At 71.9% G+C, this 11,828-nt stretch carries 11 protein-coding genes and 1 riboswitch; of the genes, 6 read left to right on the top strand and 5 right to left on the bottom strand.

The genetic code is table 11. The features are described 5' to 3' along the window. Window positions 1-17: 17 nt before the first annotated feature. The 3 genes from ACFWP3_RS18505 to ACFWP3_RS18495 are packed head-to-tail and all read right to left on the bottom strand — an operon-like array spanning window position 18 to window position 3,546. Window positions 18-1,082 (bottom strand): FecCD family ABC transporter permease, encoded by a 1,065-nt coding sequence (locus tag ACFWP3_RS18505; RefSeq protein WP_384222025.1) that lies wholly within the window; start codon window positions 1,080-1,082, stop codon window positions 18-20. Next, a complete protein-coding gene (locus ACFWP3_RS18500; protein ID WP_384222024.1) occupies window positions 1,079-2,137 on the bottom strand; it encodes a FecCD family ABC transporter permease in 1,059 nt (352 codons plus the stop codon). Before ACFWP3_RS18500 ends, ACFWP3_RS18505 begins: the two co-directional genes overlap by 4 nt. A gap of 53 nt (window positions 2,138-2,190) precedes the next feature. After that, a complete protein-coding gene (locus tag ACFWP3_RS18495) occupies window positions 2,191-3,546 on the bottom strand; it encodes a lysine N(6)-hydroxylase/L-ornithine N(5)-oxygenase family protein (RefSeq protein ID WP_384222021.1) in 1,356 nt (451 codons plus the stop codon). Window positions 3,547-3,834: 288 nt separating this feature from the next. Here ACFWP3_RS18495 and ACFWP3_RS18490 point away from each other — a divergent pair, with 288 nt between their 5' ends. Then, entirely contained in the window at window positions 3,835-4,782 is a 948-nt protein-coding gene (locus tag ACFWP3_RS18490) for a methionyl-tRNA formyltransferase (protein ID WP_384222019.1), read from the top strand. 64 nt (window positions 4,783-4,846) lie between these two features. Here ACFWP3_RS18490 and ACFWP3_RS18485 read toward each other — a convergent pair whose 3' ends face one another. Next, window positions 4,847-5,704, bottom strand: a complete 858-nt coding sequence (locus tag ACFWP3_RS18485) for a 2OG-Fe(II) oxygenase (RefSeq protein ID WP_384222016.1) — start codon at window positions 5,702-5,704, stop codon at window positions 4,847-4,849. 193 nt (window positions 5,705-5,897) lie between these two features. Next, window positions 5,898-6,123, top strand: a riboswitch (cobalamin riboswitch). A 67-nt stretch (window positions 6,124-6,190) separates the two neighbouring features. Between ACFWP3_RS18485 and ACFWP3_RS18480 the strand changes: the two genes are divergently transcribed. From ACFWP3_RS18480 to ACFWP3_RS18465, 4 genes are all read left to right on the top strand, one after another. Then, a complete protein-coding gene (locus ACFWP3_RS18480) occupies window positions 6,191-6,649 on the top strand; it encodes an acyl-CoA thioesterase (protein WP_384222014.1) in 459 nt (152 codons plus the stop codon). Window positions 6,650-6,982: 333 nt separating this feature from the next. After that, a complete protein-coding gene (locus ACFWP3_RS18475) occupies window positions 6,983-7,972 on the top strand; it encodes an ABC transporter substrate-binding protein (protein WP_384222012.1) in 990 nt (329 codons plus the stop codon). An 80-nt stretch (window positions 7,973-8,052) separates the two neighbouring features. Then, the gene (locus tag ACFWP3_RS18470) at window positions 8,053-9,069 is read left to right on the top strand and encodes a FecCD family ABC transporter permease (RefSeq protein WP_384222103.1); all 1,017 of its coding nucleotides are present in this window, start codon (window positions 8,053-8,055) and stop codon (window positions 9,067-9,069) included. Continuing rightward, the gene (locus ACFWP3_RS18465; protein ID WP_384222010.1) at window positions 9,066-9,932 is read left to right on the top strand and encodes an ABC transporter ATP-binding protein; all 867 of its coding nucleotides are present in this window, start codon (window positions 9,066-9,068) and stop codon (window positions 9,930-9,932) included. Before ACFWP3_RS18470 ends, ACFWP3_RS18465 begins: the two co-directional genes overlap by 4 nt. Window positions 9,933-10,001: 69 nt before the next feature. Here ACFWP3_RS18465 and tsaD read toward each other — a convergent pair whose 3' ends face one another. Further along, on the bottom strand, window positions 10,002-11,060 hold the full coding sequence (gene tsaD / locus ACFWP3_RS18460) for a tRNA (adenosine(37)-N6)-threonylcarbamoyltransferase complex transferase subunit TsaD (RefSeq protein ID WP_384222100.1): 1,059 nt from the start codon (window positions 11,058-11,060) through the stop codon (window positions 10,002-10,004). Between the two features lie 187 nt (window positions 11,061-11,247). On the opposite strand from tsaD, the gene ACFWP3_RS18455 reads away from it, so the two are divergent. Beyond that, window positions 11,248-11,685 carry a hypothetical protein gene (locus ACFWP3_RS18455; protein ID WP_384222008.1) on the top strand — a complete coding sequence of 146 codons (438 nt, stop codon included), beginning with the start codon at window positions 11,248-11,250 and terminating at the stop codon, window positions 11,683-11,685. Window positions 11,686-11,828: the final 143 nt, after the last annotated feature.

Here is an 11,828-nt window from a genome sequence, read left to right as displayed (position 1 = left end):
GTGTGAATGTGAGTCGGTCAACGGACGTTAGCCCGCACCAGGAGATAGATGAGGAAGGGGCCTCCGATCACGGCGGTGATCACGCCGACCGGGAGGGTGATCGGCAGCGCCGTGCGCGCGATCAGGTCCGCCCCGATCAGCAGCAGGGCCCCCACCATGCCGGAGGCCGCCATGGGCGGTGTCGGACACCTCACCAGACGCATCGCCACCTGCGGCGCCACCAGGGCCACGAACGGCACCGGACCCGCCGCGCTCACCGCCACGCCGGCCAGCAGCACCGCGCACAGCAGCAGCACCGCCCGCACCCGCGTGTACCGCACGCCCAGGCCCGCGGCCACCTCGTCGCCGAGGTGCAGCGGTTTGAACTGGAACGCGGCGCCCGCCACGACGATCACCAGGACCACCGTGCACCACAGCGCCACCCGTACGTCGTCCCACGACCGGCCGTCCAGCGAACCGATCAGCCACGCCTGGGCCCGGGCCACGTCCCTGATGTCCGCCTGCACCAGCAGCCAGGTCGTGATCGCCTCCATCACGGCGCTCACCGAGATGCCGATGAGGATGAGCCGGAAGCCGTCGACCCCGCGCCGCCACGCCAGGAAGTAGACGAGCAGCCCCGTGCCGAGACCACCCGCGAGGGCCGCCCCGGACAGGCCCACGGAGTTGACGACCGCGGCCGCCGTCCCGCCCGACACCGTCACCAGGAACACCGCGACCGCCCCGGCGCCCCCGGTGATCCCCAGGATGTCCGGGCTGGCCAGCGGATTGCGCGCCACGGACTGGGTGATCGCCCCGGCCACGCCCAGCGCGACACCGACCACCACCCCGGTCAGGGCGCGCGGCATCCGCAGGTCCATGATGACGAACTCGTCGACCTGCTCGCCCTGTCCCAGGATCGTGGTGACCACCTGGGTCAGGCCGATGGGGAAGTCCCCGACGCCGATGGACAGGCAGAACACGAGGAAGGTCGCGGCGGCCAGCAGCAGCGTGACGCACACCATCCACGGCCGCCACACGAACGACACCCTGCCGAGCCGCACACCCGGCGCCAGCACCACTGGCTTCACATCGGCCCCGTTCATGCGTTCTTGAACTTTCCGCGCCACACCAGGACCGCGAAGAACGGCGCGCCGAGCAGCGCCACCACCACGCCCGCGTCCAGCTCGCCGGGCCGCACCAGCAGCCGCCCCGCGATATCGCCGACCAGCAGGACGATGGCGCCCAGCAGACCCGCGTACGGGACCAGCCAGCGGTAGTCCGGCCCGGTCAGGTAGCGGGCCACGTGGGCCACCATCAGCCCGAGGAACGCGATGGGGCCGCAGGCCGCCGTCGCCGCTCCCGCCAGCAGGGTGATGGCGATGATGCCGACGGTCCGGATCAGCGTGATGTTCACCCCCAGGCCCCGTGCCACGTCGTCGCCCAGGTTGAGCAGGTTGACGGCGGGCAGCGTGGTCAGCGCCAGCACCAGGCCCACCGCGATGAAGGCGGTCACCGGCCAGATGACGCCGAAGCCGACCCCCGCCACGGAGCCCGCGTTCCAGAAGCGCAGCGCGTTCAGCGAGGCCTTGTCCGACAGGGCGACGGCCGTGGTCATCGCCGCGAGGAACACCGTGACGCCCTGCCCGGCCAGGGCGAGCGTCAGCGGGTTGCCGGCCCCGCGCCCGATGCTCGCCAGGCCGAACACGACCACCCCGGCGACCGCGGCCCCCAGGAAGGCGAACCACACGTACTGGAACGGGTCGGTGAACCCGAACACCGCGATCACCGTGACCACGGCGAAGGAGGCGCCGGAGTTGACCCCGAGCAGGCCCGTGTCGGCGATCGGGTTGCGCGTGTACCCCTGGATCAGCGCCCCGCCGACCCCCAGGGCCACTCCGGCCACGACCGCGAGCACCGTGCGGGGGACCCGCACGGTCTCCACGATGAGCCGGATCTCGGTGAGCCGCCGGTCCGCGTCCGGCGGCGCGGTCAGCCCGTGCCACACCTCGGCCGGACTCAGCGCGCGGGCACCGACGGCCAACGACACCACCACCGCCGCGAGAAGGATCAGCAAGAGCGTGAGCGAACCCACAACTCGCCGCCGACGGAGCCCTGTTGTGCCCTTGGGCACGGGGAGCTCGACTGCAATCGTGCCCATGTCGCTGTACGTTATCCCTTCGCTCCACCGGCGAAACCCGGCCGGCGGACCGGCTAGCGTGCGGTGCTTCCCGACCCGTCGGCGACGGTCCGGACCTCGTCGGCATCGGCCTTCAGACCCCGGTCGAGCAGCGAGTCCAGGATCTCACCCACCCGGGTGGCGGTGTTCGAGAGCAGGGACGACGTGATGCCGTGCGTGTGCTCCGTACCGCCCTGCACGTAGATCCCGCAGCGCAGTTCGGGGTCGGTGGCGATGCGGTAGTCGCGCTCGACGCGGACCCGGTCCTCGTCGTCGCGCAGGCACCGCCCGGCGACCTCGCCGAGCAGGGCGAGCGGGTCGGCGGGGCGGTAGCCGGTGGCGAAGACCACGACGTCGGCCTCCAGCGGGGTCTCCTCCCCGGTGACGAGGGACTGCACGGTCGCGCGGACCGTGTCCGGCGTCTGGCTGACCGCGGCCAGCCGCGAGACGTTGAGGAAGCGCAGCCGCTCGGTGCCGAGGACCTTCTCCTGGTACATCTGCCGGTAGAGGCCGTCGATCAGGTCGATGTCCACCACGGAGTAGTTGGTGTTGCCGTGGTAGTCCATCAGCCTGCGCTTGACGCCGGGCGGGGCGGCGAAGAACTCGCCCACCGCGTCCGGGTCGAAGATCCGGTTGGCGAAGCTGCTGTCGTCCGCGGGGCTGTAGCCGTAGCGGGAGAAGACGGCGCAGACCTCGGCCGCGGGGAAGCGGCGGTGCAGGTAGGCGACGTTCTCCGCGGCGCTCTGGCCGGCGCCGACGACGATGAACCGGGACGGGTCGGCGCCTTCGAGGGAGTCGACCTTCGTCAGCAGGTCGGAGGTGTGCCAGACGCGGTCGGTGCGCTCCACGCCGTCCGGCATGAGGGGGCGCAGGCCGGTGCCGATGACGAGGTTGCGGGCCCGGTGCAGGGCCAGCCCCTCCCCCGAGCGGACCGTGACGTCCAGGTACTCGACCGCTCCGTCGCGTTCGACCGGTGTGATCCCGACGACCTCGTGGCCGTAGGACACCATGTCGTCGACCTGGTCCGCGGCCCACTCGAAGTAGTCGTGGAACTCCACCCGGAGCGGGAAGAGGGTCTTGTGGTTGATGAAGTCGACCAGCCGCCCCTTGCTCTTCAGGTAGCACAGGAAGCTGAACTCGCTGGCCGGGTTCCGGAGCGTCACCAGGTCCTTGAGGAAGCACACCTGCATGGTCGCGTCGTCGATGAGCATGCCCCGGTGCCAGCCGAAGCGCGGCTGCTGTTCGAAGAAGTGAGCGGTGAACGCTTCCTGCCTTCCGGCGCGAGCGTTGTGCTCGCTGACCGCGATCGCCATCGCCACGTTGGACGGACCGAAGCCGATGCCAATGAGGTCGTGGATCAACGGGGCGTCGCCAGGACGGACCTGAGCCATGTCACTCCCATCGTGCGGGGGGCAGCCGCCGCGCCGGGCAGGCCGGCAGCCGTCGGGTCGAGCGTCGGGAAGGGCGGAAGGCGGAAGGGCGGATTGTGGGCACGCCAACGGAGCCGCGACCCGGAACTTAGGCAAGGCTAAGCTGATCCCGAGGCGGCTGTCGATAGACAAATCGGGCAGCCGACACCAGGGGCTCCACCAACTCGCTTACAAAAAGACACCGTTGCAAACTTAGGCAAGCCTTGCTTTACTCGACACCAGCCATCCCCTGCTCCGAGGAGGAACCCCATGCGGGTCGTCATGTTCGGTTACCAGACCTGGGGCCATCGCACCCTGCAAGCCCTCCTGGACTCCGAGCACGACGTGGTGCTGGTCGTGACGCACCCCAAGAGCGAGCACGCGTACGAGAAGATCTGGAGCGACTCCGTCGCCGACCTCGCCGAAGAGCACGGCGTACCGGTGCTGATCCGCAACCGTCCCGACGACGACGAGCTGTTCGAACGCCTCAAGGAGGCCGACCCGGACATCATCGTCGCCAACAACTGGCGGACCTGGCTGCCCCCGCGCGTCTTCAACCTCCCGCGCCACGGCACGCTGAACGTGCACGACGCGCTGCTGCCGAAGTACGCCGGCTTCTCCCCGCTGATCTGGGCCCTCATCAACGGCGAGACGGAAGTGGGCGTCACCGCCCACATGATGAACGACGAACTCGACGCCGGCGCCATCGTGCGGCAGGAGGCCGTACCGGTGGGACCGCGGGACACCGCCACCGACCTCTTCCACCGGACCGTCGACCTCATCGCCCCGGTCGTCGTCGGCGCGCTGGACAGCATCGCCTCCGGCCGGGCCGAGTACACCGACCAGGACCGCTCCCAGGCGAGCTTCTTCCACAAGCGGTCCCTCGAGGACAGCCGCATCGACTGGACCTGGCCCGCGGCCGACCTGGACCGCCTGGTCCGCGCCCAGTCCGAGCCCTACCCGAGCGCCTACACCTTCCACAAGGGCAAGCGGCTCGAAGTCCTGGCCGCGGTCGTCTCCGAGGGCCGCTACGGCGGCACGCCGGGCCGCATCTTCTACCGCGAGGGCGACGGAGTGGTGATCGTCGCGGGCGCCGACGCCCGCACCGGCCGCAACCACGGGCTGGCCATCACCCGGGTGCGGACCGAGGACGGCCGGGAGCTGCCCGCGGCCGAGTACTTCACCTCCATGGGCGGATACCTGACCCAGCGCCCCTGATCCCCCCGGTCCCCCGAACCCCGCACGCACCCGGCGACCCCGCACGCACCCGGCGGTCAGGCCGTCACGGTGCCGTGCGGGGTACGGGCAGGGTGAGCCGGGTCGCGGGGTCGGCGGGCGGCAGGGCGATGGGCCGGGCCCCGTCGTGGTCGCGCTCGGCGTCCGCGAGCGGGCGGGTGCGTTCGGCGGCGCGGGCCATCCACGGCCAGATCCCGAACGGCTCGGCGGGTGGCTCCGGCCCGGACCCGGTACCGCTGATCCACGTCGTCAGGGTGAACCGGCTGTCGGCGAACAGCCCGCTCGGGCAGGTGGACGGGACGACCTCGTGAAAGGCGCTGGCCGGGAAGAACACGATGGTGTCGTGCTCGGGCTCGATCGTGCGGTACGACTCCGCCGGCCGGGCCCCGCCCTCGTGGAGCAGGGTGTCGTACAGCCGCAGCCGGCCGCCTTCGAAACCGCGGGGCTCGCGGTGCAGGTAGTACACCGCCGACACGGCCGTGCTGACGTCGCGCACCCGTGAGGCGTCGGTGTGCATGCCGTAGTGGCCGCCCTCGCCGTGCGCCGTCAGGACGGTCAGGGTGTGCGTGAGCGCGGCCCGGTGGCCGAGGATTTCCTGTACGAGCGGCAGGCAGTCGGCGAGGTGCGCGCTGAACACGGCGCTGGTCACGGGGAGCACGAGCGAGCTGCGGCCCTTGTGGGAGACCTGGCCCGAGAGCGGGTCGAGGACGGTTCCCGCGTTGAAGTCGGCCTGCCGGGAGATCGCGTAGTCCAGCAGGGTGCCGGCGCGTTCCGCGCCGAGGAAGTTCTCGAAACGGCAGACCGGAGCCGCCACCACAGGGGCGGTGGACCACTGGTCGGGGGGAGGCAGGGCCTCGGAACCGATTTCCCTGGACGCGGCCGGTTCCCTCGCGTATCCGCTCATGGCCCGGAACCGTACGCGGGGCCGCCGAAGCCGTCGAAGGAGCACGCGGGGCGCACGGGAGTACACCCCTGCGCCCGTGCCCGGCCCCGGCGGACCACCGCCGTACCGGGGATCCGCCCGCACGCGGAGAATGTCCCCGTCCGTGCGCGCACGGACGGGCCGCGGGGCTGGTCAGAGCCGTCATGCGCCCGGGTAGGCTGTGAGCGCAGCTGGTTCGCCCCGTCCGCCAGGCGGGATGCGTCGTAAGAGGGAACCCGGTGGGAATCCGGGACTGCCCCGCAGCGGTGAGCGGGAACGACCGCCGTCATACGCACTGGAACCGGAACCGGTTCCGGGAAGCGACGGCCACTAGGTGCCCGCCGGGAGACCGGCAGGCGTGTCCGCGAGTCCGAAGACCTGCCACTGCCCGCATGCCGGTACGTCATGCGGGGTCCCGAAGAAGACTCTCCGGGGCCTTTCTGCCGCGACTCGCGAAGGAGAGTTGACGTGGCCGACCAGACCGCTGCCACCGTGGAGTGCGCTTCCAAGAACCCGGGCGACTCCCGGGTGACGCTCGCCCACATCATGAGCGAGCACGACACCAACCTCTACGGCACCATCCACGGCGGTGTGGTGATGAAGCTCATCGACGACGCCGCCGCTGCCGCGGCCGGACGGCACGCCGACGGCCCCGCCGTCACCGTGGCCGTGGACCGGATGGCGTTCTTGGCACCGGTGCGCGCCGGCGACCTGCTCAGCGTCGACGCCGAGCTGGAACGCGCCGGCCGGACGTCGATGACGGTCGGCGTGCGCGTCAGGGCCGAGCGCTGGAACGCCTCGGGCCCCACCACGGAAGTGGCCACCGCGAGACTGACCTTCGTCGCGATAAACGCCGAGGGCGAGCCGCGTCCGGTGCCGGCCCTCGACACCCCGGCCCTCGACACCCCAGAGCCGCTCGTCCCGTAGGCCGGGGGCCGCGAGCCCGACGGCGCGTGAGGCCCGTGGCCCGCCAACGGCCCCGGGACCGGGGGCAGTCGTACCCGGTCGTGCCCGGTCGTCCCGGGACCGGGTGGCACGAGCCGCCGTACGCGCCCCCCGTGCGCCCCCGCGAGCCCTCCCCACCCCGCATCGGCTTGCCCGCAGTTCCCGCGGCCCGGCCGCACGCCCCCTCCCGGGCCGACCGGGCCGATCAGGCCCGCCCCGGCCCGCCCTGCCCCGGCCCGCACCACCCCCGTCCCCCGCGACGGGGCGTGAAGACCGACCGACGCATCCGACCCATCCGCGGTGAGAGGACCACCCATGCCCCGCATCCCCTCGAAATCCCTGCTGTCCGCCCTCGCCACAGCCCTGTTGATATCCGGCTGCGGAGGCGCCGCGACGCCCTCCGCCACCCCGAAGGCGGGCGCGACAGCCAAGGGCTTTCCGCTCACGGTCGAGAACTGCGGCGTGAGCACCACCTACCAGCGTCCGCCGCAGCGCGCGGTCTCCCTGAACCAGCACGCGACCGAGGTCATGCTGGCGCTCGGCCTGGAGAAGTCGATGGTGGGCACGGGCTACCTCGACGACAAGATCCTCCCCGAGTACCAGGGCGCCTACGACAGCGTGAAGGTCATCTCCAAGGAGTACCCGTCCTTCGAGGCGCTCCTGGAGGCCGAGCCAGACTTCGTCTACGGCGGCTGGAAGTCCACCTTCGACGAGAAGGAGGGGCGCAGCCGGGCCGCCTTCACCAAGGCCGGCATCAACACCCACCTCAACACCGAGGAATGCCCCACCGGTCCGGTGAACGCGGCTTCCATGGACGAGGAGATCCGCACCCTCGGCAAGATCTTCGGTGTGCCCGAGCGGGCCGAGGAGCGGCTGGCGTCCCTGCACGCCACCCTCGACAAGGTCGAGACGCAGCTGGCCGGCGTCACCCCGGTCAAGCTCTTCGTGTACGACAGCGGCGACAAGACGGCCTTCACCGCGGGCGGCAAGGGCATCGGCAACGACATGATCCGGCGGGCCGGCGGCGAGAACCTCTTCGCCGACCTGGACAAGGCCTTCGGTGACGTCTCCTTCGAGCAGGTCGCCCAGCGCGCCCCCGAGGCCATCGTCATCTACGACTACGGCGACCAGTCCGTCGAGGACAAGAAGAAGTTCCTGCTCGCCCACCCGGCGCTGAAGGACGTGCCCGCGATCAAGAACCAGCGGTTCGCGGTGCTGCCCCTGTCCTCCACGGTGCTCGGCGTACGGATGCCCGGAGCCGTCGAGTCGCTCGCGAAGCAGCTCCACCCCGGCCGCGTCCAGTGACCGAGGCGAAGGCCCCGGCGGCCGAGGCGGCCGGCCCCCGTGAGGAGGGCCGGCCGCCGGTCGCGGCGCGCCGGCCCGGGATCCCGTACGGCCTGGTGCTCGCCTTCCTCGGGGTCCTCGTGGCCTGCGCCGCGACGGCCGCGATCGCGGTGGGCTCGATCAGCGTCCCGGCCGACCAGGTGTGGAGCATCCTGCTGCACCGCGTGCACCCGGCGCTCGCCGAGCCGACGTGGACCCCCGTGCGGGAGACGATCGTCGTCGACGTCCGGCTGCCGCGGGTGCTGCTGGCCGGAGTGGTCGGCGCCGGCCTGTCGGTGGCCGGCATGGCGCTCCAGGCACTGGTCCGCAATCCGCTGGCCGACCCGATGCTGCTGGGCGTGTCCTCGGGCGCGTCGGTGGGCGCGGTGCTGGTCCTGGTCATGAACCTCACCGTGTTCGGGCTGTTCACCCTGCCCGTCGCGGCCTTCTGCGGCGCCCTCGCGGCCCTGGTCGCCGTCTACTTCCTGGCCCGCTCCGGCGGGCGGATGACGACGGTACGGCTGGTGCTGGCGGGCGTGGCCATGGCCGAGGTGCTGTCGGCGGTGGCCAGCTTCCTGGTCGTCACCTCCAACGACCCCCACAAGACGCAGTCCGCGCTGCGCTGGATGCTCGGCGGACTGGCCGGCACCACGTGGGACACGGTGTGGATCCCGGTCGGCGCGGTCCTGGTCGGTACGGCCGTCCTGCTGGGCGTCTGCCGTCCGCTCAACCTCCTGCTGGCCGGCGAGGAGGCCGCCGCGGCCCTCGGCCTGGACGTCCACCGCTTCCGCGGCGCCCTGTTCACGCTGGTGGCCCTGATGATCGGCACGATCGTCGCGGTCAGCGGGCAGATCGGGTTCGTCGGGCTGATCATGCCGCACGTGGTGCGGCTGCTCGTGGGCGCCGACCACCGCCGGGCACTGCCCGCCGCGGCCCTGCTGGGAGCCGCGTTCCTGATCGGCGCGGACCTGGCCGCGCGCACGCTCATGAGTCCGGAGGAGATTCCCGTCGGCATCCTCACCGCCCTGGTCGGCGGTCCCTTCTTCCTCTGGCTGATGCGACGGAAGGCTGCCCGGTGACGAACCCGAAGAACCGACCGGGCGACGGGCCCGCGTCCCTCGAAGCCGAGGGCGTCAGCGTCCTCGTGAACGGCAAGGCCCTCGTCCGGGAGGCGTCGTTGCACGTGTCGCCCGGCGAGGTGATGGGCCTGGTCGGCCCCAACGGCGCCGGCAAGTCCACCTTGCTGCGCACCTTCTACCGGGCGCTGCGGCCCACGTCGGGCCGGGTGCTGCTGGACGGCGAGGACGTCTGGCGGATGCCCGGCAAGCGGCTCGCCCAACGGCTCGCGGCGGTACTCCAGGAGACCTCCGGGGACTTCGAACTGACCGTGTACGACGTGGTCGCCATGGGCCGCACCCCGCACAAGCGGGCCTTCGCCGGTGACGACGCCGAAGACCGGGACATCATCATGCGGTCGCTGGCGGAGCTCCACGTCGACGCCCTCGCCCACGCCCCGTTCGACCGCCTGTCGGGCGGGGAGAAGCAGCGGGTGCTGATCGCCCGGGCCCTCGCGCAGCGCACCGGGTCCATGGTCCTGGACGAGCCGACCAACCACCTGGACCTGCGCCACCAGCTCGACGCCCTGCGGCTGGTGCGGGGGCTGGGCGTCACGGCCGTCGTCGCGCTGCACGACCTGAACCTCGCCGCGGCCTTCTGCGACCGGATCTGCGTCATGGCCGGCGGCCGCGTCGTCGCCACCGGGAAGCCCGAGGAGGTCCTGACGGCCGCGCTGCTGTCCGAGGTGTACGAGGTCGAGGCGGAGGTCATCGAGCATCCCCGCACCGGGGTGCCCTTCGTCAGCGTCCTGCCCGGGCGCGAACGGCCGTCCGGCGGCGGGGCGCTGGAGGGGGGAGGGCCGGCCGTTCGCGGCTCACACGGCTGAACCGTCCCACCCCGCGCACCCGGTCCACCGGGCTCGCCCGGCTCGCTCGGCCCACCCGGCTCGCTCGGCTCACGCGACTCTGACGGCGGAGCGGGCGACCGGGTGCAGGGCCGCGTACTCCAGCGGCGCCGACGGGTCGATGGACACGTCGAGCTGGGCCGGATCCGCGCCCGCGCGCACCAGCAGGTCGCCGACCGCGGCGATCATCGCCCCGTTGTCGGTGCACAACGTCAGCGGGGGCACCCGCAGTTCGACACCGGCGGCCGCGCACCGCTCCTCCGCCAGCGCCCGCACCCGCGAGTTGGCGGCGACCCCGCCGACGACGACGAGCGTCCGCACTCCGTACTCGCGGCAGGCGGCCAGGGCCTTGCGCGTGAGCACGTCGGCCACGGCCTCCTGGAGCGAGGCGGCCCCGTCGGCCAGCGGGATCTCCTCGCCCTGGATGCGGTGCTGCTCGGCCCAGCGGGCGGCCGCGGTCTTCAGCCCGGAGAAGGAGAAGGCGTACGGGGCGTCGCCCGGCCGGGTCAGGGGGCGCGGGAACGCCACCGCGCAGCCGTTCCCGCCGCGCGCCGCCCGGTCGATCGCGGGCCCGCCCGGGTAGGGCAGGCCGAAGACGCGGGCGACCTTGTCGAAGCACTCCCCCGCCGCGTCGTCGACGGTGTCGCCGAGGTGCAGGATCGGATCGCGCACCAGGTCCCGTACGAACAGCAGCGACGTGTGTCCGCCCGACACGATCAGCACCATGCACGGGTCGGGCAGCGGGCCGTGCTCCAGGGTGTCGGCGGCGACGTGCCCGGCCAGGTGGTGGACCCCGTACAGCGGCACGCCGGCCGCGTAGGCCAGCGTCTTCGCCCCGGCCAGTCCGACCTGGAGGGCGCCCGAGAGCCCCGGCCCGGTCGTCACGGCGACCGCGTCGATGTCCGAGATCCGCATCCCCGCCTGCGCGAGGGCCTCCCGTACGACCGGGTTGAAGGCCTGCACGTGCGCCCGCGCGGCGATCTCCGGCACCACCCCGCCGAACCGCGCGTGCTCGTCCATGCTCGACGCCACCACGTGCGCGAGCAGCCGCCCGCCGGAGACGATCCCGGCCCCGGTCTCGTCACAGGAGGACTCGATGCCCAACACCACAGGAGAAGCCACTACGACCCCTTTCGCGCCTGATCCGCAGTTGCCAACTATGCGCAATAAGGTACGCGGCCGGAGACGGGTTCCGTGACACCAGAATCGAACGCACATGCGAATCGATGTGCGCGACTCGGGATGCTGTGCCAGCTTGGAGCGAGTGGGGGTCACTTCCCCGAAAGGGTGAAATCCAATGAATCGTGTTCTTTCAGCCGCAGTCAGCACCGTCTCCGCACTGGTGCTGTCCGCCGGCGGCGCCTCCGCCGCCCTGGCCGCGGGACCCACGGACGATCCGACCGCGGCCGCCGCGGAGCTGTGCACCAACCTGAACGAACTCAAGGCGGACAACGCCAAGTTGAGGGCGCTGGATCCCGCCAATGCCACCAAGGAGCAGATCCAGGAGGCGTACTCGGACGTCCAGGACGACTGGAAGGACGTGGCGGAGTCCACCGCCACCTGGGAGGCGGCCCGCAAGGACGCCGTGAAGAAGGCGGCCGAGGACCTGAAGACCGCGTACGAGGCCCTGCCGGGCGACACCACCGGCCGGGACGCGGTGACCGCGCTCAAGCCGCACACCGAGAAGCTCGACACCGCCGTCACGGAGGCCCACTCCGGCCTGAACTGCAGCTAGACGGCACTCGGGCGGCAGCACGTTCGGCGCGGGGCAGGGTGTCGGTCCATCCGGGACCGGCACCCAGCCCCGGCCCCAGCCCCGGCCCCTTATAAAAAAAAACCACCCCACCAGACAATAGCAGATATGGTTTTGCGGCGTGT

It is taken from the genome of Streptomyces sp. NPDC058525, assembly GCF_042719495.1.
Classification (GTDB): domain Bacteria; phylum Actinomycetota; class Actinomycetes; order Streptomycetales; family Streptomycetaceae; genus Streptomyces.
This window is presented reverse-complemented; position numbering and strand designations above follow the sequence as displayed.